Source organism: Duganella sp. P38 (assembly GCF_050859475.1).
Lineage (GTDB): Bacteria > Pseudomonadota > Gammaproteobacteria > Burkholderiales > Burkholderiaceae_D > Rugamonas.
On the sequence record NZ_CP193936.1, the window covers coordinates 1,258,766 to 1,284,301 of the forward strand.

29 protein-coding genes and 4 pseudogenes are annotated in these 25,536 nt (G+C 63.5%); 23 read left to right on the forward strand and 10 right to left on the reverse strand.

What is annotated here, in order from left to right; genetic code table 11:
- Positions 1-107: 107 nt before the first annotated feature.
- The 3 genes and pseudogenes from ACRQ5J_RS05725 to ACRQ5J_RS05735 form a co-directional block, all read right to left on the reverse strand.
- Positions 108-554 carry a hypothetical protein gene (locus ACRQ5J_RS05725; RefSeq protein WP_432381710.1) on the reverse strand — a complete coding sequence of 149 codons (447 nt, stop codon included), beginning with the start codon at positions 552-554 and terminating at the stop codon, positions 108-110.
- Positions 555-642: 88 nt separating this feature from the next.
- A pseudogene (locus ACRQ5J_RS05730) lies at positions 643-804 on the reverse strand (ABC transporter permease); the annotation flags it as partial.
- Between the two features lie 505 nt (positions 805-1,309).
- Positions 1,310-2,089 (reverse strand): ABC transporter ATP-binding protein, encoded by a 780-nt coding sequence (locus tag ACRQ5J_RS05735; RefSeq protein WP_432381712.1) that lies wholly within the window; start codon positions 2,087-2,089, stop codon positions 1,310-1,312.
- 96 nt (positions 2,090-2,185) lie between these two features.
- Between ACRQ5J_RS05735 and ACRQ5J_RS05740 the strand changes: the two genes are divergently transcribed.
- The 3 genes from ACRQ5J_RS05740 to cysS all read left to right on the forward strand — a co-directional run bounded on the left by ACRQ5J_RS05740 (position 2,186) and on the right by cysS (position 4,863).
- Complete coding sequence (locus ACRQ5J_RS05740; RefSeq protein ID WP_432381714.1) at positions 2,186-2,620, forward strand: hypothetical protein; 435 nt, start codon at positions 2,186-2,188, stop codon at positions 2,618-2,620.
- A gap of 51 nt (positions 2,621-2,671) precedes the next feature.
- Positions 2,672-3,313, forward strand: a complete 642-nt coding sequence (gene coq7, locus ACRQ5J_RS05745) for a 2-polyprenyl-3-methyl-6-methoxy-1,4-benzoquinone monooxygenase (protein WP_432381716.1) — start codon at positions 2,672-2,674, stop codon at positions 3,311-3,313.
- A 152-nt stretch (positions 3,314-3,465) separates the two neighbouring features.
- Complete coding sequence (cysS, locus tag ACRQ5J_RS05750; RefSeq protein ID WP_432381718.1) at positions 3,466-4,863, forward strand: cysteine--tRNA ligase; 1,398 nt, start codon at positions 3,466-3,468, stop codon at positions 4,861-4,863.
- Here cysS and ACRQ5J_RS05755 read toward each other — a convergent pair.
- A complete protein-coding gene (locus ACRQ5J_RS05755; protein WP_432381719.1) occupies positions 4,833-5,258 on the reverse strand; it encodes an OsmC family protein in 426 nt (141 codons plus the stop codon). The genes cysS and ACRQ5J_RS05755 overlap by 31 nt on opposite strands.
- 222 nt (positions 5,259-5,480) lie before the next feature.
- Between ACRQ5J_RS05755 and rplM the strand changes: the two genes are divergently transcribed.
- From rplM to erpA, 4 genes are all read left to right on the forward strand, one after another.
- The gene (rplM, locus tag ACRQ5J_RS05760; protein WP_056157909.1) at positions 5,481-5,909 is read left to right on the forward strand and encodes a 50S ribosomal protein L13; all 429 of its coding nucleotides are present in this window, start codon (positions 5,481-5,483) and stop codon (positions 5,907-5,909) included.
- A gap of 9 nt (positions 5,910-5,918) precedes the next feature.
- Positions 5,919-6,311 carry a 30S ribosomal protein S9 gene (gene rpsI, locus ACRQ5J_RS05765; RefSeq protein ID WP_072789011.1) on the forward strand — a complete coding sequence of 131 codons (393 nt, stop codon included), beginning with the start codon at positions 5,919-5,921 and terminating at the stop codon, positions 6,309-6,311.
- A 149-nt stretch (positions 6,312-6,460) separates the two neighbouring features.
- Positions 6,461-7,498: an N-acetyl-gamma-glutamyl-phosphate reductase gene (argC, locus tag ACRQ5J_RS05770; protein WP_432381721.1), complete on the forward strand. Its 1,038-nt coding sequence runs from the start codon at positions 6,461-6,463 to the stop codon at positions 7,496-7,498.
- A gap of 111 nt (positions 7,499-7,609) precedes the next feature.
- A complete protein-coding gene (gene erpA / locus ACRQ5J_RS05775; RefSeq protein WP_090186976.1) occupies positions 7,610-7,960 on the forward strand; it encodes an iron-sulfur cluster insertion protein ErpA in 351 nt (116 codons plus the stop codon).
- Positions 7,961-8,007: 47 nt separating this feature from the next.
- Here erpA and ACRQ5J_RS05780 read toward each other — a convergent pair whose 3' ends face one another.
- From ACRQ5J_RS05780 to ACRQ5J_RS05790, 3 genes and pseudogenes are all read right to left on the reverse strand, one after another.
- Entirely contained in the window at positions 8,008-9,105 is a 1,098-nt protein-coding gene (locus ACRQ5J_RS05780; RefSeq protein WP_432381723.1) for an anhydro-N-acetylmuramic acid kinase, read from the reverse strand.
- Between the two features lie 25 nt (positions 9,106-9,130).
- Positions 9,131-9,904 carry a hypothetical protein gene (locus tag ACRQ5J_RS05785; RefSeq protein ID WP_432381725.1) on the reverse strand — a complete coding sequence of 258 codons (774 nt, stop codon included), beginning with the start codon at positions 9,902-9,904 and terminating at the stop codon, positions 9,131-9,133.
- Between the two features lie 102 nt (positions 9,905-10,006).
- Positions 10,007-11,397 (reverse strand): annotated as a pseudogene (locus ACRQ5J_RS05790) (peptidoglycan DD-metalloendopeptidase family protein).
- Between the two features lie 157 nt (positions 11,398-11,554).
- On the opposite strand from ACRQ5J_RS05790, the gene tyrS reads away from it, so the two are divergent.
- From tyrS to ACRQ5J_RS05845, 11 genes and pseudogenes are all read left to right on the forward strand, one after another.
- A complete protein-coding gene (tyrS, locus tag ACRQ5J_RS05795; RefSeq protein WP_432381727.1) occupies positions 11,555-12,808 on the forward strand; it encodes a tyrosine--tRNA ligase in 1,254 nt (417 codons plus the stop codon).
- A complete protein-coding gene (dtd, locus tag ACRQ5J_RS05800; protein WP_432381729.1) occupies positions 12,805-13,251 on the forward strand; it encodes a D-aminoacyl-tRNA deacylase in 447 nt (148 codons plus the stop codon). Before tyrS ends, dtd begins: the two co-directional genes overlap by 4 nt.
- Before the next feature lie 3 nt (positions 13,252-13,254).
- On the forward strand, positions 13,255-13,710 hold the full coding sequence (locus ACRQ5J_RS05805; RefSeq protein WP_432381731.1) for a YbhB/YbcL family Raf kinase inhibitor-like protein: 456 nt from the start codon (positions 13,255-13,257) through the stop codon (positions 13,708-13,710).
- Positions 13,711-13,718: 8 nt separating this feature from the next.
- Positions 13,719-14,369 (forward strand): histidine phosphatase family protein, encoded by a 651-nt coding sequence (locus ACRQ5J_RS05810; protein WP_432381733.1) that lies wholly within the window; start codon positions 13,719-13,721, stop codon positions 14,367-14,369.
- Between the two features lie 120 nt (positions 14,370-14,489).
- Positions 14,490-15,506 carry a tRNA dihydrouridine synthase DusB gene (gene dusB / locus ACRQ5J_RS05815; protein ID WP_432381734.1) on the forward strand — a complete coding sequence of 339 codons (1,017 nt, stop codon included), beginning with the start codon at positions 14,490-14,492 and terminating at the stop codon, positions 15,504-15,506.
- A gap of 109 nt (positions 15,507-15,615) precedes the next feature.
- On the forward strand, positions 15,616-15,849 hold the full coding sequence (locus tag ACRQ5J_RS05820) for a helix-turn-helix domain-containing protein (protein ID WP_090186901.1): 234 nt from the start codon (positions 15,616-15,618) through the stop codon (positions 15,847-15,849).
- 83 nt (positions 15,850-15,932) lie between these two features.
- Positions 15,933-17,520: pseudogene (purH, locus tag ACRQ5J_RS05825) on the forward strand (bifunctional phosphoribosylaminoimidazolecarboxamide formyltransferase/IMP cyclohydrolase).
- 133 nt (positions 17,521-17,653) lie between these two features.
- Positions 17,654-18,205: a crossover junction endodeoxyribonuclease RuvC gene (gene ruvC, locus ACRQ5J_RS05830; protein WP_432381737.1), complete on the forward strand. Its 552-nt coding sequence runs from the start codon at positions 17,654-17,656 to the stop codon at positions 18,203-18,205.
- Positions 18,206-18,228: 23 nt separating this feature from the next.
- Positions 18,229-18,806: pseudogene (ruvA, locus tag ACRQ5J_RS05835) on the forward strand (Holliday junction branch migration protein RuvA).
- A gap of 32 nt (positions 18,807-18,838) precedes the next feature.
- Complete coding sequence (ruvB, locus tag ACRQ5J_RS05840) at positions 18,839-19,897, forward strand: Holliday junction branch migration DNA helicase RuvB (RefSeq protein ID WP_432381739.1); 1,059 nt, start codon at positions 18,839-18,841, stop codon at positions 19,895-19,897.
- Positions 19,897-20,349 (forward strand): YaiI/YqxD family protein, encoded by a 453-nt coding sequence (locus ACRQ5J_RS05845; RefSeq protein ID WP_432381741.1) that lies wholly within the window; start codon positions 19,897-19,899, stop codon positions 20,347-20,349. The genes ruvB and ACRQ5J_RS05845 overlap by 1 nt, the downstream gene beginning before the upstream one ends.
- A gap of 41 nt (positions 20,350-20,390) precedes the next feature.
- On the opposite strand, the gene ACRQ5J_RS05850 is transcribed toward ACRQ5J_RS05845, so the two are convergent.
- Positions 20,391-21,377: an aldo/keto reductase gene (locus ACRQ5J_RS05850; RefSeq protein ID WP_432381743.1), complete on the reverse strand. Its 987-nt coding sequence runs from the start codon at positions 21,375-21,377 to the stop codon at positions 20,391-20,393.
- Positions 21,378-21,469: 92 nt separating this feature from the next.
- Between ACRQ5J_RS05850 and ACRQ5J_RS05855 the strand changes: the two genes are divergently transcribed.
- Complete coding sequence (locus tag ACRQ5J_RS05855) at positions 21,470-22,396, forward strand: LysR family transcriptional regulator (RefSeq protein WP_432381744.1); 927 nt, start codon at positions 21,470-21,472, stop codon at positions 22,394-22,396.
- On the opposite strand, the gene ACRQ5J_RS05860 is transcribed toward ACRQ5J_RS05855, so the two are convergent.
- Positions 22,341-22,727 carry a YbaN family protein gene (locus ACRQ5J_RS05860; protein WP_432381746.1) on the reverse strand — a complete coding sequence of 129 codons (387 nt, stop codon included), beginning with the start codon at positions 22,725-22,727 and terminating at the stop codon, positions 22,341-22,343. The two genes, ACRQ5J_RS05855 and ACRQ5J_RS05860, sit on opposite strands and share 56 nt — an antisense overlap.
- 70 nt (positions 22,728-22,797) lie before the next feature.
- Between ACRQ5J_RS05860 and ACRQ5J_RS05865 the strand changes: the two genes are divergently transcribed.
- Together ACRQ5J_RS05865 and ACRQ5J_RS05870 are read left to right on the forward strand one after the other, a co-directional pair.
- Positions 22,798-23,559: a ThuA domain-containing protein gene (locus ACRQ5J_RS05865; protein ID WP_432381748.1), complete on the forward strand. Its 762-nt coding sequence runs from the start codon at positions 22,798-22,800 to the stop codon at positions 23,557-23,559.
- Positions 23,560-23,634: 75 nt separating this feature from the next.
- Positions 23,635-24,006 carry a DUF3060 domain-containing protein gene (locus tag ACRQ5J_RS05870; RefSeq protein ID WP_432381750.1) on the forward strand — a complete coding sequence of 124 codons (372 nt, stop codon included), beginning with the start codon at positions 23,635-23,637 and terminating at the stop codon, positions 24,004-24,006.
- Positions 24,007-24,015: 9 nt separating this feature from the next.
- Here ACRQ5J_RS05870 and ACRQ5J_RS05875 read toward each other — a convergent pair whose 3' ends face one another.
- A complete protein-coding gene (locus ACRQ5J_RS05875; RefSeq protein WP_432381752.1) occupies positions 24,016-24,456 on the reverse strand; it encodes a DUF2147 domain-containing protein in 441 nt (146 codons plus the stop codon).
- 157 nt (positions 24,457-24,613) lie between these two features.
- Between ACRQ5J_RS05875 and ACRQ5J_RS05880 the strand changes: the two genes are divergently transcribed.
- Together ACRQ5J_RS05880 and ACRQ5J_RS05885 are read left to right on the forward strand one after the other, a co-directional pair.
- Complete coding sequence (locus tag ACRQ5J_RS05880; RefSeq protein WP_432381754.1) at positions 24,614-24,871, forward strand: hypothetical protein; 258 nt, start codon at positions 24,614-24,616, stop codon at positions 24,869-24,871.
- Positions 24,872-24,907: 36 nt separating this feature from the next.
- Positions 24,908-25,534, forward strand: a complete 627-nt coding sequence (locus ACRQ5J_RS05885; protein WP_432381755.1) for a helix-turn-helix transcriptional regulator — start codon at positions 24,908-24,910, stop codon at positions 25,532-25,534.
- Positions 25,535-25,536: the final 2 nt, after the last annotated feature.

Here is a 25,536-nt window from a genome sequence, read left to right on the forward strand (position 1 = left end):
ATCCACAGAGGGGGCGCCATTGCGATGGGCGGCACCATGGCGCGCCAGAGTGCAGAATCGGCGGCACAGCCGGTAACCGTCTTTTGGTAGTTGAATAGACAACTTGTTCAATTCCGAAACAATACCTGCTCGCGGTTGAACCACCAGCGGCACAGGGCCAGCAGCAGGCCGGCGGTGATGGTGGTCGACAGCAGGATCACCGAGAACATGCGGTAGTCCATGGTGCCCTTGACCAGCTCCTTCATGGCCAGCGACACATTGGTTAGCGGCACCAGCGCCCAGCGCCAGTTCAGCTCGACGCCGGGCAGCAGCGCCACCAGCGTCGGCAGGATGGTGACGATGATCAGCGGCGAGATCATGCCGGTGGCCTCCTTGTAGCTTTTGGCGTAGACCGAGATCGACAGCAAAATCGCGGCGAAGATGGCGGCGGTCGGCACCAGCATCAGCGCCACCATGGCCAGGTCGAGCGGGCCGATGGCGCGCACCATCTGCACCAGGTTGCCGCCGATGGCGGGGCCGAAGAAGTAGATCAGCGCCGTTACGCTGACGATCATCAGCAGCGCCGAGGTCAGGCCGACGGTAAAACAGCATCAGGAACTTGGCCAGCACGATGGCGGTGCGCGACACCGGCGCCAGCAGCAGCGTTTCCAGCGTGCCGCGCTCCTTCTCGCCGGCGCCGGTGTCGATCGCCGGGTACATCGCCGCCATCAGGCACACCATCAGCAGGATGTAGGGCAGCATGCCGCCGACGATCGCCCCCATCTGCTCGCGCTGGTTGGCGGTCGAATGGTCTTCCAGCGTCACCGGGTCGAGCGCGAACGCCAGCTGCTGCTTGCTGAGATTGAACGCCGACAGCGCCTGCTCGCGCAGCGCTGCGGTTGTGGGCGTCGATGACGGCCGCCACGCGCTTGCGCGTCAGGTCGATGGCGGCGGCGCTGTTGTAGTGCAGCTCGATATTGGCCTGCTGCTGCGCCGCCAGCCGGGCGCCAGCGTCGGGCGGAATCACCAGCGCGAACTTGATGCGGTCGGCGCCGATGGCGGCCTTGATCTCCGCCGGTCCGGACAGCGCGACTTCCTTGAAGCCTTTTTCCTGCGCAATGCGGGCGGCCAGTTGCGGCGCGTATTCCTTGCCGAACACCGCGTAGGCCATGTCGGCCTTGCTGGCCTGGTTGAACATGCTGGAGGTGACGTAGCCGAAACCCATGAAGATCAGCGGCATGGCAAACACCGGCACGAACACGGTGAACAGGAAAGTGCGGCGGTCGCGCACCAGTTCCAGCAGTTCCTTGAGATAGACGGTCCACATGGCTTACGCGGCGCCCTGGTTGATGACGCCGACAAATGCGTCGTACAAGTCGGCGCTGCCGCCGAGGTGGCGCAGCTCGTCGGTGCTGCCGTGGAAGGCGGTCTTGCCGTGGTTGATGATGCAGACGCGGTCGCACAGCTTTTCCACCTCGTGCAGGTGGTGGGTGGAGAAGATCAGCGGCACGCGCAGCGCGCGGTAGCTGGCGATGAAGTCGAGCAGAATCTTGGCCGACATCACGTCCAGGCCGCTGGTCGGCTCGTCGAGGATGACGATCTGGGGCGCGTGCACCACGGTGCGGGCGATGGCGCATTTCTGCTTCATGCCGGTGGACAGCTGGTCGGCGCGCTTGTTGCCGAACTCGTGCATTTGCAGCAGGTCGAACAGCTCGTCGCAGCGGCGTTTCAGGTGGTCCGCGCGCATGCCGTGCAGGCGGCCGAAGTATTCGATGTTTTCGCGCGCGGTCAGGCGGCCGTACAGGCCGGTGCTGCCGGACAGGAAGCCGATGGCCTGGCGCGCCGCCAGCGGATTGGCCAGCAGGTCGACGCCGTTGGCGCGGATGCTGCCGGCGTCGGGCTTGAGGGCGGTCGACAGCAGGCGCAGCGTGGTGGTCTTGCCGGCGCCGTTGGGACCGAGCAGGCCCAGCACTTCACCGGGCGCGCAACGGAAGCTGACATCGCGCACGGCATGGAACCAGCCGTCGTGGTCGCGCACGTCGCGGGCGGCGGCCTTGCCGCCTCGGGAAGGTAGCCGGAAACGCTTGGCCGGGCTGTTTACCTCGATCATTTTCCGTTGCCCAAAGTAGAAAGTTTCAAGAGTAGCATGTAAAAAAGCCGCAAGCGGGAAAACTCTTGCTATAGTGGCATTCGGGAGAGCAGCGAAATGAATCCTCAACTCAAGGAAAAAATACTGTCGGTGATGCAGAGCGGCGTCGACCGGGAAGAGGCCACCGGCTTCTTCCGCGTCGCGCTGGGACTGTATTACCTGTCCAGCCTGATGACGCAGGAAACGCTGGATTTCAAGAAGCTGGACCGCGAGTTCAACCGCTTCATCTATCAGACCATCGGCAAGGGCCACACCATCACCAGCATCCTGCAATACATGAGCGGCGGCAAGGTGGTCGATGTGGTCGAGTCCAAGCGCTTTCTAAAGGCGTTCGGCGCATGTTGCACCGAGGTGCCGCTGGAAAACATCCCCTTCCTGCTGGGGCTGAACCTGGGCGTGGCCAAGGACATTTCCAAGATCGACGTGCGCGGCCCGGTGGCCGACTACATCGAACGCCAGCGGCAGTTGCGTGAGGACGCAGACGCAAAATAACAGGGTGGTCCCTTATAATGGGCTTTTCCATCCGAACACACGAGTTTGCTCATGGCTGCATATCACCACACTCCCCTGGACCGCTTCATCGCCGGCGCCGACAAGGCGCTGCGCGTCATCAGCGGCGTCTCGTCGGCGTCGCGGCCGAATCCCGGGGCGCGTGCGGATGACGCCGAACTGAGCGAGGCCGAGCGCCGCCACGCGGCCGGGCTGATGCGCGTGAACCATGTGGGCGAGGTGTGCGCGCAGGCGCTGTACAACGCCCAGGCGCGCTTTGCCCGCACGCAGGCGATCCGCGCGCAGTTCGAGCATTCCAGCCGCGAGGAAGAGGACCATCTGGCGTGGACCGCGCAGCGCCTGCAGGAGCTGGGCTCGCACATCAGCATGCTGAACCCGCTGTTCTACGCCGGCTCCTATGCGCTGGGCACGGTCGCGGCGGTGCTGGGCGACGCCCGCAGCCTCGGCTTTGTGGTGGAAACCGAGCGCCAGGTCGAGGCGCACCTGCAAAGCCACCTGGACAAGCTGCCGCCGCAGGACGCCAGATCGCGCGCCATCGTCGACCAGATGCGCATCGACGAAATCGAACACGGCGCGGCCGCCCAGCGCCTCGGCGCCGCCGCCATGCCGGCGCCGGTGCAGGCAGTGATGTCGGCCATGGGCAAGGTGATGACCAGTACCGCTTACTACGTTTAACGTGATAGTATCGAAGCATGATCAAGCAATCGTCCAACATCGGAGCGTGTTCCCGCAGGCCATAGAAGCCTGCTGATCCCCTTTATATCGACAGTTTTTCTATAGGCCACACGAGTTCGCGCTCCTGTGGCCTTTTTCTTTCTGGAGACACCATGGAGTTGATGCTGTACGACACCTACGAGCGCGCGCTGCGTCCTTTCGTTGCGCTGCAATCCGGCGCGGCGGGCCTGTACGCCTGCGGCCCGACGGTCTACGATTACGCCCACATCGGCAACCTGCGCACCTATCTGTTCGGCGACGTGCTGCGCCGCGTGCTGGCGCTGAACGGCCATGCGGTGCGGCACGTGATCTGCATCACCGACGTCGGCCACCTGACCTCGGACGCCGATACCGGCGAGGACAAGATGGAGAAGGGGAGCCGTCGCACCAGCCAGTCCGCGTGGGACATCGCGGCGTTTTACACCGCCGCCTTCCAGCAGGACATCGCCGCGCTGAATATCCTGGCGCCGGCCGTGTGGGCGCGCGCGAGCGAGCATATCCAGGAGCAGATCGACTTCATCGCCGGCATCGAGCGCAATGGCTACACCTACCGCACCGGCGACGGCATTTACTTCGATACGCAAAAGCTGGCGCGCTACGGCCACCTGGCGCGGCTCGATATCGACGGCCTGCGCTCAGGCCACCGCGTCGGCCTCGGCGACAAGCGCGCCGCCACCGATTTCGCGCTGTGGAAATTCAGCGGCGGGCCACAGCGGCAGATGGAGTGGGACAGTCCGTGGGGCCGCGGCTTTCCCGGCTGGCATATCGAATGCTCGGCCATGTCGACCCGCTACCTGGGCGCGCTGTTCGACATCCACATCGGCGGCGAAGACCATATCCCGGTCCACCACAGCAATGAAATCGCCCAGCACGAGGCTTGCCACCACCATCCGCCGGCGCGCTACTGGCTGCACGGCGCGTTTCTGCAAGTGGATGGCGGCGACAAGATGTCGAAGTCGTCCGGCGAATTCCTGCGCCTGGCGACGCTGACGGCGCGCGGCTTCGATCCGCTGGCCTACCGCTATCTGGCGCTGTCCGCCCACTACCGCTCGCCGCTGACGTTCTCGTGGGCGGCGCTGGACGCCGCCCAGACCGCGCTGAACCGCCTGCGCCTGGCCTACCACCGTTTGCCGGACGGCGGCCAGCCGGACGCCGGCTATCAGCGCGCCATGCAGGCCGAGCTGAACCAGGACCTGAACACGCCGCGCGCGCTGGCGCTGATGTGGGAGCTGCTGAAATCGGAGGTGGCGGGCGGCGCGCAAAGGGCCACGCTGGACTGGCTGGACCAGGTCTTCGGACTCGGGCTGGCGGCGTGGGCGCCGCAGGTGCTGGCAGCGCCGCCGGCGGTGCTGGCGCTGGTGGCCGCGCGCGACCAGGCGCGCCACCAAAGGCGCTGGGCCGACGCCGATACGCTGCGCCGCGCCATCGAAGACGCGGGCTATGCCGTGCGCGATACGCCGGCCGGCGCCCGCGTCGAGCGTCAGGCCGCTTCGATGATCTCGAACGAGTGAGTGATCTCGGCGGTTTTGCCCAGCATGATCGATGCGGAGCAGTATTTGTCGTGCGACAGGGTGATGGCGCGTTCGACCTGCTCCGGCTTCAGGCCCTTGCCGGTGACGACGAAGTGGAAATTGATCCTGGTGAAAACTTTAGGCTCGGTGTCGGCGCGCTCGGCTTTCAGCACGCATTCGCAGCCGCGGATGTCGGCGCGGCCTTTTTTCAGGATCAGCACCACGTCGTACGCGGTGCGGCCGCCGGTGCCCAGCAGCACCATTTCCATCGGGCGCGGCGCCAGGTTGTGGCCGCCGCCTTCCGGCGCGCCATCCATCGTCACCAGATGGCCGGAGCCGGTCTGGGCCAGGAAACTCATGCCCGACGGGCCATTCCAGCTAACTTTGCATTCCATCAGATTCTCCGTGTTAAAAACTTTGTCCATATTGTAATGGACGGCGCAGACGCCGTGTTCTCGCGGCGCGGCGGCCCGTCCGGGCTTGACGTGTGGCCGCACGGGCTGTTATGATTGTCGGCTTTCCATTCGCTCAGGAAAGTAAATAAAAAGGCCGAGTCCGCTGATGTTGCTGGCGGAACCACCATATGAGCGGTAATTTCTAATTTAGAAAGTCATCACATGAAAACTTTTTCCGCTAAAGGACATGAAGTCCAGCGCGACTGGTTCGTGATTGACGCGACGGACAAAGTCCTCGGACGTGTTGCCAGCGAAGTGGCACTCCGACTGCGCGGCAAGCACAAGCCTGAGTTCACCCCTCACGTCGATACCGGCGATTTCATCGTCATCATCAACGCAGGCAAACTGCGCGTGACCGGCACCAAAGCAACCGAGAAGACCTACTACCGTCACTCGGGCTACCCAGGTGGCATCTACGAGACCAACTTCCTGAAAATGCAACAGCGTTTCCCAGGTCGCGCTCTGGAAAAAGCCGTCAAGGGCATGCTGCCAAAAGGCCCACTGGGCTACGCAATGATCAAGAAGCTGAAAGTGTACGCCGAAGGTTCGCACCCGCACGCTGCTCAGCAACCTAAAGCACTCGAAATCTAAGGAACTGACATGATCGGTAACTACAATTACGGCACCGGCCGTCGCAAGAGTGCAGTAGCTCGTGTGTTCATCAAAGTTGGCACTGGCCAAATCATCGTTAACGGCAAGCCAGCGTCGGAATACTTCTCGCGCGAAACCGGCCTGATGGTGATCCGCCAGCCTCTGGAACTGACCGGCAACGTAGAACGTTTCGACATCAAAGTCAACGTTCACGGCGGCGGCGAGTCCGGCCAGGCAGGTGCAGTTCGTCACGGCATCACCCGTGCTCTGATCGACTACGATTCGGGCCTGAAAGGTGACCTGGCGCGCGCTGGCTTCGTAACCCGCGATGCACGTGAAGTTGAACGTAAAAAAGTTGGTCTGCGCAAAGCACGTCGCGCAAAGCAATTCTCGAAGCGTTAATTGTTACGCTCTGGCGCGCTGCTTGCGGCGCGTCACCGAAAAAGCCGCCGGCCTTGTGTCGGGCGGCTTTTTTTCCATCTGGCTACGGTCATGCGCCGGTAGTCGTTGCCTGATAAAATGGCACCTCACTCTCATTTCAAGGAAGAACAATGATCAAAGTTGGCATCGTCGGCGGCACCGGCTACACCGGGGTAGAACTGCTGCGTTTGTTGGCAGTCCACCCGGATGTGGAACTGACGGCAATCACCTCGCGCAAAGAGGACGGCTTGCCAGTCGCTGACATGTTCCCTTCGCTGCGCGGCCGCGTGAACCTGAAATTCTCGTCGCCGGAAAACGCCGACCTGAGCAAGTGCGACGTGGTGTTCTTCGCCACCCCGCACGGCGTTGCCATGGCGCAGGCGCCGGAACTGCTGAAGGCCGGCGTCAAGGTGATCGACCTGGCGGCCGACTTCCGCATCAAGGACAAGGCCGTCTTTGAAAAATGGTACAAGATCGAACACAGCTGCCCGGAGCTGCTGGAGCAGGCGGCCTACGGCCTGGCCGAACTGAACCGTGAAGACATCAAAAAAGCCAGCCTGGTCGCCAATCCGGGCTGCTACCCGACCACCATGCAGCTGGGCTACTACCCGCTGCTGAAAGCCGGCGTGATCGACGCCGCCGGCCTGATCGCCGACTGCAAGTCCGGCGTGTCCGGGGCCGGCCGCAAGGCGGAAATCGGCACCCTGTTCTCGGAAGCGTCGGACAACTTCAAGGCCTACGGCGTGGCCGGTCACCGCCATACGCCGGAAACCTCGGCGCAGTTGCAGAAATTCACCGCCGACAAGGTCGGCCTGGTCTTCACCCCGCACCTGGTGCCGATGATCCGTGGCATGCATTCGACGCTGTACGCGCGCCTGACCAAGGACATCAGCAACGAAGAACTGCAACAGTTGTTTGAAGATCAATACAAGGACAGCGCCTTCGTCGACGTCATGCCGTTCGGCTCGCATCCTGAAACCCGCTCGACGCGCGGTTCCAACATGCTGCGCCTGGCGCTGCACCGTCCGGACAACGGCAACACCGTCATCGTGCTGGTGGTGCAGGACAACCTGGTCAAGGGCGCGTCCGGCCAGGCGGTACAGTGCATGAATTTGATGTTCGGCCTGGAAGAAACCACCGGTTTGACGCAAATTGCGCTGTTGCCTTGATCTAGCGCCTTGATTTTGTGCGCTTTATCATCAAATTTGAAGCTGGGCGGAGCAGGAAAATCCGCCAAGGTCTATAATGGCCTCAATTAGTTTTTCTCGTAGGAGTAAGAAATGAATGCTGTTGCTGAAATGCCAGCGCCTATCATCTTCACCGATAGCGCTGCTGAAAAAGTGGCCCAACTGATCGAAGAAGAAGGCAATCCCGACCTGAAACTGCGCGTGTTCGTGCAGGGTGGCGGCTGCTCCGGCTTCCAGTATGGCTTCACCTTCGATGAAATCGTCAACGAAGACGACACCACCATGGTCAAGAACGGCGTTCAGCTGTTGATCGACTCGATGAGCTACCAGTACCTGGTAGGCGCCGAAATCGACTACAAGGACGACCTGGAAGGCGCGCAGTTCGTGATCAAGAATCCAACCGCCACTTCGACCTGCGGCTGCGGTTCGTCGTTCTCGGTATAAGTTTCAGATTTCCCAAAAACGGCGGCCTGCGGGTCGCCGTTTTTTTGTCACGCCGGATAGAGTGCGCCCAGCACGCGCTCGCCGCCGGCGCCGGTGACGGCCGGCAGATTGCCCGCCAGCCGCTCGCTGAAGCGATAGCCGAGCCAGGCGAACGCCAGCGCTTCGACGCAGTTCGGCGCCACGCCCAGCGCCTGCGTCGAGGCCAGCAGCACCTGCTTGCCCAGGGCCTGGCCCAGGGCTTCCATCAGCACGCCGTTGTAGGCGCCGCCGCCGCAGACATACACCGCGTCGGCGCCGCCGCCATTGACCTTGATGGCGTCCGCCAGCGTGACGGCCGTGTATTCGGTCAGCGTGCGCTGCACGTCCTCCGGCGCGGCCGGCGCGTGGACCGCGAGGCGCGCATCCAGCCATTCCAGATGGAACAGGTCGCGCCCGGTGCTCTTCGGCGCCGGGCGCGACAGATAAGCTTCCCTTAGCAGTTCTTCCAGCAGCGCGGGCAGGATCTTGCCAGTGGCAGCCCAGGCGCCGTCGGCGTCGTATTCCTGCTGGCGGTGGCGTTGTATCCAGCCGTCGAGCAGCACATTGCCGGGGCCGGTATCGAAACCGCTGACGCGGCCATCGCCGTACAGTATGCTGATATTCGAGATGCCGCCGATATTCGCCACCACGCGCGGCTGGCCCGGCTTGCCGAACAAGGCCTGGTGGAACGCCGGCACCAGCGGCGCGCCCTGGCCGCCGGCCGCCACGTCGCGGCTGCGGAAATCGGCCACCACATCGATGCCGCACAGTTCGGCCAGCAGCGCCGGGTTGTTGGTCTGGCGCGTAAAGCCCAGTTCGGGGCGATGGCGGATGGTCTGGCCGTGCACGGCCACGGCGCGCACCCCGGCGGCGGCATGGCCGGATTCGCGCAGCAGCGCAGCCACGCAGGCGGCGTAGTGTTGCGCCAGCTGATTGGCGGCCAGCGCCTCGCGTTCGATTTCATTGTCGCCGCTGGCCTGCAATGCGGCCAGATCCGCGCGCAGCGCCGGCGGGAAGGCGACGTAGGCGGTGGCCACGGTGGTGGTGGCGCCGTCGTCGAATTGCGCCAGCGCGCCGTCGACGCCGTCCAGGCTGGTGCCCGACATTAAACCGATATACAAAGCCATAGCGCTCCCTCGAAGATTTTCAAAATTATAGTCGAGGGGCGGCCTGCCGGCAGCGCTGTTGATGCGCTTGCAGGCACTGCTGTAAGTGGCGCGCCACCGTGCCGTCCCGCTTCAGCCTGGCCAGCGCGGCCGCCATTGCCGGCGCCCGGGCGGCGTGCGCGCGGTTGAGGAAGCAGTGGCCGGTGGTCGATAACACCGTGCCCAGCCGGCGGATCGCCGGCGTGCCGGGCAGGCCGTTGCACTGGCGGAAGGCGAGGTAGTCGTCAACCGCCTCCTGCACGTCGAAATACAGGTCGGTGCGGCCCAGTTGCAGCTTGCGCAGTCCCTGGCCGACATCGTCGATCATCGACCAGTCGTCGGCGTCGACGTGGGTCTCGAGCAGCGCTTCGAGCTCCTGGATGCCGCGCCGGCATTCGCAGCGCTGTCGCAGTTGCCGCAGCTTGTCGAGGCCGGCGAAACGCGCGCGCGGGCCGGCGCCGTAGACGCAGAAGTTGACCACGTTATTGGGTTCGCCCAGGCGTATCAGCCCGGGATGGAAATCCTGGTAGTCGAACGTGCGCCCCAGCTCGCCGTCGGCCTGGCCGGCCAGCACCATCGCGGTGGCGCGCCGCGGCGGCACGTCGAGGTACGCGAAGCCGAGGCCGCTCAACGTGCACACGTCGCGGTACACGCGGATCAGCCATTGGGTGCGGGGATTGTCGTACGGGCGGGAGAAGACGAATTTCAGCGTCGCGGCCGGCGCGGCCGTGGCCAGCAAGGGCAGGGCAGAGGCTTGCAGCAGCAATCGTCGAGTGATCATTGGCCTTGTTTCACGCTGCGTGTGCTGTCACACAGAAGAGACCGCCGGGAAAGCGCATCATAATAAAAAAACAGGCCGACTAAGCGGCCTGTTCTTGAAGGTTTATTTCGACGCAACTGACGCCATGCGGGTATTGCCGCCACCCGCCGGTCGCAGCAGCGCGAAGCGGTGCATCATGTCGTTGGCGTAGATTTTGAAGCGGCCCATTTCGGCGGCCGTCAGCGGCGCCTGTGCCTGAACGTTCATCTTGGCCGGGTCCTTGGCTTCGCCGCCGACGCGGAACTCGTAGTGCAAGTGCGCGCCGGTCGACCAGCCGGTGGTGCCGACATAGCCGATGACGTCGCCCTGCGACACCTTGGCGCCTTTTTCATGCCGGCGCCGAAGCGGCTCATGTGGGCATAGGCCGTGGTGTAGTTGCTCCAGTGCTTGATGATGATGAAGTTGCCGTAGCCGTTCATGGTGCCGGCAAATTCGATCGTGCCATCGCCGGCGGCGCGGATCGGCGTGCCGGTCGGGGCCGGGAAGTCGATGCCCTTGTGGGCTTTCCACTGGCCGGAAATCGGATGCACGCGCATCGAGAAGCCGGACGAGATACGCGAAAATTCCACCGGCGATTTCAGGAAGGCTTTCTTCAGCGATTTGCCGTCGAAGCTGTAGTAGCCGCCGCCTTGCTTGCTCTGTGGATCTTCAAACCACACCGACTGGTAGGTCGTGCCCTTGTTGGTCAGTTCGCCCGCCAGCACGCGGCCGGCGCGCACGAACTCGCCATCCTGCCAGAAGGTTTCATACACCACGTTGAAGCTGTCGCCGCGTTTCAGGTCGCCGCGGAAGTCGACGTTGGTCGAGAACATTTCAATGATCTGCTTGACGATGGTGTCCGGCAGCTTGGCGCCGTCTTCGCTCGAATCGGTGGCCGCATACAGCGTCGACTTGATGGTGCGGGCGTGCATTTCGACACGGCGTTCCAGCTTGGCCGGCTCGGCGGTCGCGACAAAGCCGTCGCCCTGGCGGGTGATCTTGATGTTGGTGACCGGATCGTCCTTGCCGTCGACCACGGTGGCGCGCAGCCACTGCAGATTGCCCTCGTCGTCGGTTTGCGCCTGTACGCGCTTGCCCGATTTCAATTGCATCACGCCCTTGGCGATCTTGTCCTTCTTGATGAAGGTCTCGGCCGCGTCGTCATCCACGCCCAGGCGGTGCAGCAGCGTCGCCAGCGTGTCGCCGTTGCGGATTTTCTCTTCGTGAACGAACTGAGCCTTGGAAGATTGCTGGTCGAGCGCGCTGATTTGCGCGCTCAGATCAGGCGTGGCGACTGCTTCCTGTACCGTTTTCACTGGCAGGTCCGACGCGTCAGGCGCGAGCGGAGCTACACCGGCGGCACCAAAAGCACATACTGCGAGAAACAAAGCAGAGACGCTGACGATGCGCGCCTTGCGCGTAGACCCTAGCAGACTGAACAAGCGTGAGCTTGTGAATTTATGTATTTGGTTCATGCAATCAGTTAAAATTTGCCGCTTGAACTATTCAGGAACGTTTTATTTCTTCTAATTATCTATTATGTTCGTTTTCATGCGGCAAGATTGATCGATCGGGGATTATAACAAACTCCTGCGCCTGACTACCTTTTTCTGAAAAATACGCTTAAAAATTATGACTACCTCTTCCTCGATACCGCCGGCTCCCTCTAAAGCGTTGCCCTTATCCGACAACGTTCAGGAGGCCCTCGCCATCACCAAACGCGGTGTCGACGAGTTGCTGATTGAAAGTGAATTCGCCCAGAAGCTGGCGCGCTCGGAACAAAGCGGCGTGCCGCTGCGCATCAAACTGGGCCTGGACCCGACCGCGCCGGACCTGCACCTGGGCCACACCGTGGTGCTGAACAAGATGCGCCAATTGCAGGACCTGGGCCACCAGGTCATCTTCCTGATCGGCGACTTCACTTCGATGATCGGCGACCCGTCCGGCCGTAACGCCACCCGTCCGCCGCTGACCAAGGAGCAGGTCGAGCAAAACGCCATGACCTACTTCAAGCAGGCCTCGCTGGTGCTGGACCCGGCCCGGACCGAAATCCGCTACAACTCCGAGTGGTGCGATCCGCTGGGCGCGCGCGGCATGATCCAGCTGGCGTCGCGCTACACGGTGGCGCGCATGATGGAGCGCGACGACTTCACCAAACGTTTCAAGAACGGCACGCCGATTGCCGTGCATGAATTCCTGTACCCGCTGATGCAGGGCTACGACTCGGTGGCCCTGAAGTCCGACCTGGAACTGGGCGGCACCGACCAGAAGTTCAACCTGCTGGTGGGCCGCGAACTGCAAAAGGACTACGGCCAGGAGCCCCAGTGCATTTTGACCATGCCGCTGCTGGAAGGTTTGGACGGCGTGGAAAAAATGTCCAAGTCGAAGAACAACTACATCGGCATCACCGAGCCGGGCAACACCATGTTCGCCAAGATCATGAGCATCTCCGACGAAATGATGTGGAAATACTACGATCTGCTGTCGTTCCGCTCGATCGCCGACGTCGCCGCGCTGAAGGCCGAAGTGGCCGGCGGCCGCAACCCGCGTGACGCCAAGGTCGCCATCGCGCAGGAAATCGTCGCCCGCTTCCACTCGCAACAGGCGGCGGAAGACGCGCTGGCCGACTTCGTCAACCGTTCCAAGGGCGGCATTCCGGACGATATTCCGGAAGTCGCGCTGGCCGGTGCGCCGCTGGGCGTGGCGCAACTGCTGAAGCAGGCCAATCTGTGCGCCTCGACCTCGGAAGCGATGCGCATGGTCGAGCAGGGCGGCGTGCGCGTCGACGGCACGGTCATCAGCGACAAGGGCCTGCAACTGCAAGCCGGCACTTTCGTGCTGCAAGTCGGCAAGCGCAAGTTCGCGCGCGTGACGCTGTCCGCATGATCGGCCTGCTGCAACGCGTGAGCGGCGCCAGCGTCGTCGTCGATGGCGCTACGATAGGCGCGATCGACGCCGGCCTGCTGGTGCTGGTGTGCGCCGAGCGCAACGATACGGAAAAGGAGGCGGACGCGCTGCTGACCAAGCTGCTGGGTTACCGCGTGTTCGCCGACGATGCCGGCAAGATGAACCGCAGCGTCACCGACACCGGCGGCGGCCTGCTGCTGGTGCCGCAGTTCACGCTGGCGGCCGACACCAAGTCCGGCACCCGTCCATCGTTCACGCCGGCCGCCGCGCCCGCCGATGGCCTGCGCCTGTTTAATTACTTTGTCGAACAGGCGCGCCTGCGGCACGCCCGCGTGCAAACCGGCCAGTTCGGCGCCGACATGAAAGTGTCGCTGACCAACGACGGCCCGGTCACCTTCTGGCTGCAAACCGGCGCGAAGTAAACAATGAAACTCGCCAGCGACAGCTTCCGCGACCGCGCCGCCTTGCCTGCCGCGCTGGCCGGCCGCCATCCACAGCTGCGCTGGAGCGAAGTGCCTGCCGGCAGCGCGTCGCTGGCCTTGCTGTGCCTGGCGGCCGACCAGCCCGGCGGCGATTGCTTTCACTGGAGCGTGGTCGATATTCCGCCGTGGCTATCGTCGCTGGCCGCCGGCGCCTTGCCCGGCGCGGCCGAAGCCGTACTGCAAGGCGTGAGCCTGCGGCAAGGCTTGAACGACTATGGCGGCCACGGCTACGCCGCCCCGGCGCCGGCCGGCGCCCACCACTATATTTTTCGCCTCTACGCGCTGGACGTGGCGCGGCTGGCGCTGCCGGCCGGCTTTGCCGGCGCCGACGTGTTGAAGGCGATTTACGGCCATATCATCGATGAAGCGCAGCTGATCGGCGCTTATCTCCACAAGTAAGCCTACCAATGACTGACACCACCATTTTGCTGATCCGCCACGGCGAGACCGCCTGGAACGCCGTGCGCCGCCTGCAAGGCCATATCGACATTCCGCTGAACGCCCAGGGCGAGCGCCAGGCTATGGCGCTGGGCCGCGCGCTGGCCGCCGAAGCGCTCGACGCCGTCGTCTCCAGCGACCTGCAACGCGCCATGCAGACCGCGCAGGCGGTAGCCGCCCACCATGCCGGCCTCAGCCTGCAAACCGACGCGCAGCTGCGCGAGCGCGCCTATGGCGTGTTTGAAGGCATGCTCTACCAGGACATCCAGGACGAATATCCGGCCGATTTCCAGCTATGGCAGGCGCGCGACATCGACGCCGTGATGCCGCACGGCGAGCGCCTGGCCGAGAGCTTCCGCCATTTTTACCAACGCGTAATCGGCGCGTTGCAAGGCGTCGCCGCCCGCCATCCGGGGCAGACGGTGGCGGTGGTGGCCCATGGCGGCGTGCTGGAATGCGCCTACCGCGCGGCGCGCGGCATGCAGCTCGACAGCCCGCGCGACTTCCAGGTCAAGAACGCCAGCATTAATCGTTTCACCGTCGACCATGGCAAGTTGGCGCTCACTAGCTGGGGCGAGGTGGATCACCTTGTCCTGTCCGCCATGGACGATGTCATTTAATGTCAAGTGCATAACGCCAAAGCTGCACATTTGCCGGAATTATAAAAAATAGTGCTTATTATTTGAGCAGGGCTTCGGTTAAAATAGAAGGTTCCTTCTCCCGACATTCAGGTATTGCACGTGCAAATCGGCCCTCACATACTGCGTAACAACGTTTTCGTCGCCCCGATGGCGGGCGTGACGGATCGCCCCTTCCGCCAGCTGTGCAAGGAGCTGGGCGCGGGCTACGCGGTGTCGGAAATGGCCGCCTCCAACCCGCGCCTGTGGGCGACCGAAAAGAGCTCGCGCCGCACCGACCACACCGGCGAGATGGAGCCGAAGGCGGTACAGATCGCCGGCGCCGATCCGCAGGACCTGGCCGACTGCGCGCGCTTCAATGTCGAGCGCGGTGCGCAGATCATCGACATCAACATGGGCTGCCCGGTCAAGAAGGTGTGCAACGCCTGGTGCGGCTCGGCGCTGCTGCAGGACGAAGTGCTGGTCAGGCAGATCGTCGAGGCCGTGGTGGGCGCCGTCGATGTGCCGGTGACGCTGAAGTTCCGCACCGGCTGGGACCGCGAAAACAGGAACGCGCTGAACATCGCGCGCATCGCCGAGGACGCCGGTATCGCCATGCTGACCCTGCATGGCCGCACCCGCGCCGACGGCTACAAGGGCGACGCCGAGTACGACACCATTGCAGCCGTGAAGAAATCGGTTTCAATTCCAGTGGTGGCCAATGGCGACATCACGTCGCCGGAAAAAGCCCGCTATGTGCTGGACCACACCGGCGCCGACGCCGTCATGGTGGGCCGCGCCGCGCAAGGCCGTCCGTGGATCTTCCGCGAGATCGACCATTACCTGCGCACCGGCAAGCATTTGCCGGCGCCGTATGTGGACGAGGTGCGCGCGCTGATGGATGAGCACCTGCGCGCCCACTATGCCTTCTATGGCGACTATCTCGGCGTGCGCACCGCCCGCAAACACATCGGCTGGTATGTGCGCGACCTGCAGGGAGGCGAGGCGTTCCGGCAGAAAATGAACCTGCTGGAATCCGTTGCAGAACAGTTGCTTGCCGTAGACCAATTCTTTGAATCCCAGTGGCGCTACGGCGAACGGTTACAATACCGCCTCGCTGAAGATTTGCAGGCCGCCTGAGCAGGCCGAGAGAGTACAAAAAAAGTCACATCATCAGAACGGTAAACGCTGCCAGCCACAAGCCGGGGGGCGATTTACCAGCTTAGATTAATTACCGAACGACAAGAAAATGAGCAAAGAAAGTATCCAGGAAGTAGTCCAGAAGAGTCTCGAAGAATACTTCGCCGACCTGGGCGAGCAACAGGCATCGAACATTTACGACATGGTTGTGATGACCGTTGAAAAGCCGGTACTGGAAGTGGTCATGACCCGTGCCGACGGCAACCAGTCGCACGCGGCGCAGATGCTGGGCATCAACCGCAACACCTTGCGCAAGAAACTGCAAGAGCACGGCCTGCTCTAAGCGCCGTCGTTCCATCCGGCATGAGTGGCTGGAACGGCCGCCATGCGGACCGTCTTTATTTAACCACCTCGTCATTCATAGCCATGATCAAACAAGCTCTCATCTCCGTATCCGACAAGACCGGCGTGCTGGACTTCGCGCGCGCGCTGTCCGCCATGGGCGTCAACATCCTGTCGACCGGCGGCACCGCCAAACTGCTGGCCGACAACGGCGTGCCGGTGACCGAAGTTGCCGACTACACCGGGTTCCCGGAGATGCTGGACGGCCGCGTGAAAACGCTGCACCCGAAAGTTCACGGCGGCATCCTGGCCCGCCGCGACTTCCCCGAGCACGTGGCCAAGCTGGAAGAGCACAACATCCCGACCATCGACATGGTGGTGGTCAACCTGTACCCGTTCCAGGCGACGGTTGCCAAGGACACCTGCACGCTGGACGACGCCATCGAGAACATCGACATCGGCGGCCCGGCCATGCTGCGTTCGGCCGCCAAGAACCACAAGGACGTGGTGGTGATCTGCGACCCGGCCGACTACGGCGTGGTGCTGGCGGAAATGAAAACCACCGACAACGCTCCCGGCTACGTCAGCTACGACACCCGCTTCACGCTGGCCACCAAGGTCTACTCGCACACCGCGCAGTACGACGGCGCCATCGCCAACTACCTGACCAGCCTGGACGCGACGCGCGCCCACGGCAGCCGCAGCGCCTATCCGGCCAAGCTGAACGTGGCCTTCGAAAAAGTGCAGGACATGCGCTACGGCGAGAACCCGCACCAGTCGGCCGCCTTTTACCGCGACGTGGCGGCCACCGACGGCGCGCTGGCCAACTACAAGCAGCTGCAAGGCAAGGAACTGTCGTTCAACAACATCGCCGACGCCGATGCGGCGTGGGAATGCGTGAAGAGCATGGGCGGCTTCGACCAGTCGGCCGCCTGCGTGATCGTCAAGCACGCCAACCCGTGCGGCGTGGCGCTCGGCGTCAACGCGGTCGAAGCGTACAAGCGCGCGCTGCAAACTGATCCGACCTCGGCCTTCGGCGGCATCATCGCCTTCAACGTCGAAGTCGACGCGGCCGCCGCGACCGAGCTGGCCAAGCTGTTCGTCGAGGTGCTGATCGCGCCGTCGTTCACCGCCGAGGCCAAGCAGATCCTGTCGGCCAAGCAAAACGTGCGCTTGCTGGAAATCCCGCTGGGCAATGGCGTCAACGCGATGGACTTCAAGCGCGTGGGCGGCGGCCTGCTGGTACAGTCGGCCGATGCGAAAAACGTGCTGCTGGCCGATGTGCGCGTGGTCAGCAAGAAGCAGCCTACCCAGCAAGAGTTGCAGGACATGATGTTCGCGTGGCGCGTGGCCAAGTATGTCAAGTCGAACGCCATTGTGTTCTGCGGCAATAACATGACCTTGGGCGTGGGCGCCGGCCAGATGAGCCGTATCGATTCGGCCCGCATCGCTTCGATCAAGGCGCAGAATGCCGGCCTGTCGCTGGTGAACTCGGTGGTGGCGTCGGATGCCTTCTTCCCGTTCCGCGATGGCCTGGACGTCGTTGTGGACGCTGGCGCGACCTGCGTGATTCACCCGGGCGGCTCGATGCGCGACCAGGAAGTGATCGACGCCGCCGACGAACGCGGCGTGGTGATGGTTCTACACCGGCACCCGCCACTTCCGCCACTAATCCCCCGCCGTCATTCCCGCGCAGGCGGGAATCCATGGAGCACCAACCCGGCCGCTCAGCATGGGCCCCGCCTTCGCGGGGGCGACGTGGAACTAAGCTTGCCGATGCTTGCCTTAGTGCATACAATCCCCTCATGATAATTCTCGGCATCGACCCCGGCTTGCGCACCACCGGCTTTGGCGTCATACAAAAGCATGGCAGCAAGCTGCGCTACATCGCCTCGGGCACCATCAAGAGCGGCGAGGGCGATCTGCCGACCCGGCTCAAGGTGATCCTCGACGGCGTGGGCGAAGTGGCCCGCACCTACGGCCCGGACTGCGCCGCCATCGAACAGGTATTCGTCAACGTCAATCCGCAATCGACGCTGCTGCTGGGCCAGGCCCGCGGCGCGGCCATCTGCGCGCTGGTGACGGCCGAGCTGACGGTGGCCGAGTATTCTCCAACCCAAATCAAACAAGCAGTGGTCGGCACCGGCCGCGCGGTCAAGGCGCAGATGCAGGACATGGTCGCACGCCTGCTGCAACTGCCCGGCCTGCCGGGCACCGATGCCGCCGATGCGCTCGGCATCGCCATCTGCCATGCCCACAGCCGCGAAACGTTGACGCTGATTGCCGGCGGCACCAATGTCGCCGCCACCGGTCCGCTGGCCGGCCTGCGCATGCGTCGCGGCCGGCTGGTCGGCTAACCCCCATTTAAAGGTACAACACGATGATCGGTCGTCTCTCCGGTATTTTGCTTGAAAAAATCCGCCGCAACTGCTGGTGGACGTTGCTGGCGTCGGCTACGAAGTCGATGTGTCGATGAGCACCTTCTACAACCTGCCGGGCGTGGGCGAGAAAGTTGTGCTGTTCACGCACCAGGCCATCCGCGAGGACGCGCACCTGCTGTATGGCTTCGGCAACGCCGAGGAGCGCGCGGTGTTTCGCCAGCTGATCAAGATCACCGGCGTCGGCGCGCGCACCGCGCTGTCCATCCTGTCGGGCATGTCGATCGCCGACCTGGCGCAGGCGGTGACGCTGCAAGAAGCCGGCCGGCTGGTCAAAGTGCCCGGCATCGGCAAGAAGACCGCCGAGCGCCTGCTGCTGGAGCTGAAGGGCAAGCTGGGCGCCGATATCGGCGCCGGCGGCGGCGCTGCCGCGCACGACTCGCAATCGGACATCCTCAACGCCCTGCTGGCGCTGGGCTACTCCGACAAGGAAGCGCTGCTGGCGCTGAAAACCGTGCCGGCCGGGGCCTCCGTCTCGGACGGCATCAAGCAAGCCCTCAAAGCACTGTCCAAAGGCTGAAGCGGAACGCCGAGGCAGGGTAAAATAGCTGTATGAGCATACAGACCGACAATTTTACCGAGCAGCGCATCATCGACGCGGCGCCGTCCTCTCCCAACGAAGAGGCGATCGAACGCGCGTTGCGCCCCAAGCATCTCGATGAATATGTCGGGCAGGCGAAAATCCGCGATCAGCTGGAGATTTTCATCTCCGCCGCCCGCAAGCGCCAGGAAGCGCTCGACCACACGCTGCTGTTCGGCCCGCCGGGCCTGGGCAAGACCACGCTGGCCAACATCATCGCCCGCGAAATGGGCGTCAACCTGCGCCAGACCTCCGGCCCGGTGCTGGAGCGCCCCGGCGACCTGGCCGCCATCCTGACCAACCTGGAAGCCAACGACGTCCTGTTCATCGACGAAATCCACCGCCTGTCGCCGGTGGTCGAAGAAATCCTGTACCCGGCGCTGGAAGACTACCAGATCGACATCATGATCGGCGAGGGCCCGGCCGCGCGCTCGGTCAAGCTCGACCTGCAACCGTTCACGCTGGTCGGCGCCACCACCCGCGCCGGCATGCTGACCAATCCGCTGCGCGACCGCTTCGGCATTGTCGCCCGGCTGGAGTTCTACACCACCGAGGAACTGACCAAGATCGTCAGCCGCAGCGCGGCGCTGCTCAAAGCCCATATCGATGAGGAGGGCGCACGCGAGATCGCGCGCCGCGCGCGCGGCACGCCGCGTATCGCCAACCGTCTGCTGCGTCGCGTGCGCGACTACGCCGAAGTGAAGAGCAACGGTGAAATCACCAAGGCCGTCGCCGACGCCGCGCTGGTCATGCTCGATGTCGATACCGTCGGCTTCGACGTCATGGACCGCAAGCTGCTTGAAGCGGTGCTGTACAAATTCGGCGGCGGCCCGGTCGGCATCGGCAACCTGGCGGCCGCCATCGGCGAAGCGGCCGACACCATTGAAGACGTGCTGGAGCCTTATCTGATCCAGCAAGGCTTCCTGCAACGCACGCCGCGCGGCCGCGTCGCCACCGCCGCCGCCTACAAGCACTTTGGCGTCAACCTGCCGCGCACAAATCCCAACGGCGAGCTGTGGAGCGACCTGTAATGCAGATCTGGGTGGATGCGGACGCCTGTCCCGCCGTCATCAAGGAAATTCTCTACCGCGTGGCCGACCGCGTGCAGATGCCGGTGACGCTGGTGGCCAACCAGCTGCTGCGGGTGCCGCCGTCGCGCTTCATCCGTTCAGTGCAGGTGCCGGCCGGCGCCGATGTGGCCGACAAGGAAATCGTCCGCCTGCTGGCGCCGGGCGACCTGGTGGTCACCGGCGACATCCCGCTGGCCGCCGAGGTGCTGAACAAGGGCGGCCACGCGCTCAATCCGCGCGGCGAGTTCTACACCAACGACAACATCGCGCAAATGCTGACCATGCGCGCCTTCATGGACGAGTTGCGCGGCAGCGGCGTCGACACCGGCGGCCCGGCCGCCTTCAGCCAGTCGGACCGGCAGCACTTCGCCAACAGCCTCGACCGCCATCTGGCCAGACGCAAGCCGGGATGAGCCCGGCCCTGATCCGCGCTGCCGACCAGGCGGGCGGCGGATCACCAGCTGTGGTGGACGTATTGCGCGATGCGCTTGCGGTAGAGGTCGCGCAGCGCGTCCATGGTTTCCGCCGGCAGCGCTGGCAGCGCGCTGGCGCGGCTGTTGGCCTGCGCCTGCGCCGCGTTGCGCGCACCGGGGATGACGGTGCTGACCGCGTCTTCCATCAGAATCCAGCGCAGCGCGAATTCCGCCATGGTGGCGTTGGCCGGCACCAGCTCGCGGATGTCTTCCACCACCGCCAGCGCCACCTCATACGGCACGCCGGAGAAGGTTTCGCCCTTGTCGAACGCCTCGCCGTGGCGGTTGAACGCGCGGTGGTCGTCGGCGGCGAAGGCGGTTGACGCGTTCATCTTGCCGGTCAGCAGGCCGGAGGACAGCGGCACGCGCGCGATCACGCCGACCTGGCGCTTTTTCGCCTCCGCGAAAAACAGCGAGGCAGGGCGCTGGCGGAAGAGGTTGTAGATGATCTGGACCGACAGCACGTTCGGATACTCGATCGCCTTCAGCGCTTCCTCGACCTTTTCCACCGACACGCCGTAGTGCCGGATCTTGCCGGCCGCGACCAGGTCGTCCATGTGGCCGAAGACTTCCTGCTGGTAGTAGACCGCTGGCGGCGGGCAATGCAGCTGCACCAGGTCCAGGCAGTCGGTTTGCAGATTGGCCAGCGAGCGCTCGACGAAGGCATTGATGTTCTGCTTGCTGTAGCCTTCGGCAACGTGCGGCGACAGTCGGCGGCCGAGCTTGGTGGCGACATAAGGCTTATCGCCGCCGCGCTCCTTCAGCACGTCGGCGATCAGTTGTTCCGAACGGCCGTCGCCGTACACATCGGCGGTGTCGATGAAGTTGACGCCGGCATCGAGCGCCGCGTGCAACGCCGCCTTGGCGTCATCCTTGCTGACATCACCCCAGGCGCCGCCGATGGCCCACGCGCCAAAGCCGATTTCCGATACGGTCTTGCCGGTGCGGCCGAAAGTTCTCTGCTTCATAGTTTTGCCCGTTTATTCAAAGACGGTATTTATAGCACCACATGGTAGGATGCGACGATGAGTCATATTCATCGCTGGATTGAACGCTATTCATGTCTATTTTCGACCGCGTAGACCTTACCGATCTCAGGGTCTTCCTGACCATCCTGCGCAGCGGCAGCTTCAAGGGCGCGGCCATCCAGCTGGGACTGACGCCATCGGCGGTGAGCCACGCGATGCGTCGGCTGGAGGAGCGGCTGGCCACCAAGCTGCTGAACCGTTCCAGCCGCGCCATCTCGCCCACCGACGTCGGCCGCGAGCTGGCGCAGCGCATCGAAGAGGGCTTCGACAAGATCGGCGACGCGCTGGCCGGGCTGGACGCACCGGGCAGCGGCCGCTTCGGCGAACTGCGCCTGAACGTGTTTTCCGACGCCGCGCATCTGCTGATCGCGCCGGCGCTGCCGGAGTTTGCGCGCCAGTGCCCGGACGTACGGCTGACGGTGGTGGTGGAGGACCGGCCCATCGACATCGTTGCCGAAGGCTACGACGCCGGCATCCGCTACGGCCACTATGTGCCGGAAGACATGATCGCCGTGCCACTGAGCAAAGCGCAGCGCTGGGTCATTGCCGCCGCGCCGGCCTATCTTGCGGCGCACGCGCCGATCCGTCATCCGGACGAGCTGGCGCACCACACCGGCCTGCAACTGCTGCTGGGCGATAACTCCAGCTACAAATGGGAACTGAGCCGCGGCCGCCGCCTGCGCGTGCCGGGCGCGATCACGATCAACGACACCGCCACCACCATCGCCGCCGCCAAGGCCGGCATGGGCCTGGCCTATCTGCTGGAGCAGCGCATCGCGGCCGAGCTGGCGGACGGCAGCTTGCGGGTGGTGCTGGCGGAGCACGCGGCCAAGGGCGAACCGTTCCACATGTACTACAGCAGCCGTCGCCACAAGCATCCGGCCTTGCGGACGCTGATGAACATCATTCGCCGTCAGCAGGGGATGGCGGAATACGCATGGTCGGCACGAAGCGGGTGAGATAGACGGTCACGCAGATGCCAACCGTGACGATCAGCAGCCGCACCCACAGGTGATCGGTGCGCCAGATCGAATAGCTCATCGAGCCCCACATGAAAATCAAAATCCAGACCTTGCCGCGCAGCGGGATGCCTTTGCCGTTTTCGTAGTCGCGCAGGTATTTGCCGAAGACCTGGTTGGTTTGCAGCCAGTTGTGCATGCGCGGCGAGGCGCGCGCGAAACATGCGGACGCCAGCAGCAAAAAAGGTGTGGTCGGCAACAGCGGCAGGAAGATGCCGAGCACGCCCAGGATCACCGCCAGTATACCTATCGAGTTGAGAACTATTTTCATTTGGCCAAATCGTATCACCTTGGGTTAGACTATGACAAAAATGATAGCGCTAACTTATCTGGAGGAGACTATGAAGAAGAGCCTGCTGGCCGTCGCGGCCGGTTTATGGATGGCGTCCGGCGCCCATGCCGACACCCAGTACAAGATCCTGGTGCTGGCCATGCCCAGCAAATACCACTACGAATACATCCCCATCGCCCGCGACAGCTTCGAACGGCTGGGCAAGCTGCACGCGTTTGAAATGACCTACACCAACAAGCCGGAAGCGTTCGACGGCGACCTCAGGCAGTACGCGGCGGTCATGTTCCTCAACACGCCGCCGGAGGAGCTCAACGAAGCGCGCCGCAAGAAGTTCGAGGACTACATCGCGGCCGGCGGCAACGCCATGCTGGTGCACCGTTCGCTGATCATCCCGCCGAACACCTGGCAGTGGTATGAAAAGCTGGTCGGCCGCCGCACCGGCAACCATCCGATGCTGCAAACCGGCGTGATCGACGTGGCCGACAAAAAATTCCCCGCCACCTATGGCCTGCCGGAGCGCTGGATCTGGAGCGACGAATTCTATGTGTTCGACAATCCTTACCAGGTCAAGATCAACCCGGTGCTGAATGTCGACGAGAGCAGCTATGACCCGACCAGGATCTGGCCGGGGCAGGTGTCGCATGGCATGGGCAAGGAGCATCCGCTCAGCTGGTATCACTATGTCGACAAGAGTCGCGTGTTCGTCACCGCGCTGGGGCATGACGGTAATATGTACAAGGACCCGCAGTACCTGTCGCACCTGATGGGCGGCATCTACTGGACCGCCACCGGCAGGGGCATGCGGCAGTAGGCCAGCGATACGTGCGCCGGGTTCGGCCTTGAATTTCTACAATGCCAGCACATCAACTCGAATGAAGGAGGCAGCATGCTCGGATTACGAATGATCGCGCTGGCGGGCGTATTGGGCGTGTCCGCCCACGTGGCGATGGCTGACGATGGCGTCGGCGAAATCACCACCAACAAGGATCAGATTGCCATCTCCGGCAATGGCTATGTGCGCACCTTCCCGTGTGAAGGGCGGCGCGTGGTGATCGAGGGCACCCAGCACAATATTACGCTGACCGGCACCTGCGCCGGCCTGGAGCTGAACGGCGCGGAAAACAAGGTCGCGCTGACGCTGGCGCCGAAGGCGGTGCTGGCGGTGGCGGGCATTCAGCAGACGGTCGTCTGGCGTTCGTCCGCCGAGCCGCAGCAGCGCATCAGCGGCGTCGGCCACAAAATCCAGCGCGCTAACTAGCGTAGCGCTTTAGTCCTGGCGTACCCAGGTCTGCGAGCGGCCCAGCATCGGCATGCCGATGTAGCCGCGCACGCTGAGCTTCTTGCCGCCGTCGGTCAGGTGCAGCTTGCTCTTGTAGACCTTGCCATTGTTCGGGTCGAGGATTTCGCCGCCGCTATACTCGTCGCCGTCCTTCTTCAGGCCGGACAGGATGGTCATGCCGATGATGGGCTGGTCCTTGCGCGCGCCCTCGCACTTGTCGCACTTGGGATTCTGGTCTTCATTGGCGTCGCGGAACAGCTTTTCGATCTGGCCGCTCAGCACGCCGTTGTTGTCGGTGATGCGGATCAGCGCCTTCGGCTTGCCGGTTTCATCATCGATATTCTTCCACAGGCCGGCTGGCGTGTTGGTGTCGGCAAAGGCTGGCGAGGTGGCCAGGACCGCTGCGGCGATGAATGCGAGAAATTTCATTTATGTCTCCAAGGTTGTTTTTGTGTGGTTCATTATACGAACTGACCGCTCGTGCTAATTAGAGGGTATCGTCCAAAATTCCTACACCGGCACGCGGCCTGGGCCGACGCCGGTGCGCGCCGGCGCCAGCTAAGATGATGTCAAGGAGGAATACATCATGACACAGCACGATCAATCGATAGGCGGCCCGGGCGATGTAGATGGCATCCGTGGCAGCCGTTCCGGCACCGAAGGCGCCACCAGTGGTGCCGGTGTGGACAAAGGCGCGGTGCGTAGCCAGCAAAACGGCAGCCCCGAGCGCAAGCCGGCCCCCGCCCTCGGTGGCAACAGCTCCGACAGCCGCCAGGCCAGCGAGCCCGGCGTCATGCAGACCGAGCCGCGTGAAAACCGCGAAGAACGCAAGCCGGGTCCATAATTACACAAAAAGTCTAAAATGAGATAAGATGTTCAGATGAAAAAACCATCTGAACATCAGAATCTGCTGGCGCAAATGCAGCAGGTCGCGGACGGGCTGGGCAAGACGCTGGCGCCGTTCTGCGAAGTGGTGCTGCACGACCTGACGCAGCCCGAACACGCCATCCTGGCGATCCACAACAATCTGTCCGGCCGCGAAGTTGGCGCGCCGGCGACCGAGCTCGGACTGGCACGGGCGGCCGATCCGGCGTTCGAGCAGGTCATCGCCAACTATCCCAACACCTTTCCCGATGGCCGGCTGGCCAAAAGCACCTCGATCGGCATCAAGGACAGCGAAGGCAAATATGTGGCCGCGCTGTGCCTGAACGTCGACCTGACCGTGTTCCGCAGCCTGAATACCATGCTGACCCAGTTCGGCAGCGTCGACACGGCGGCGGCCGTCAACGAAACCATGGCGCCGGCCGGCGCCGACGCCATCCGCCAGCGCATCGACCAGTTTGCCGCCCGCATCGGCAGCACGCCGCGTGCGCTGAAAGCCGACGAGCGCAAGGCGCTGATGCGCGAACTGAAAGAGTGCGGCCTGAGCGAGGTGCGCCGTGCGATGGACATTGTTGCCGCCTATCTCAACGTCTCCCGCGCCACCGTCTACAACGACGCGCGCTAATC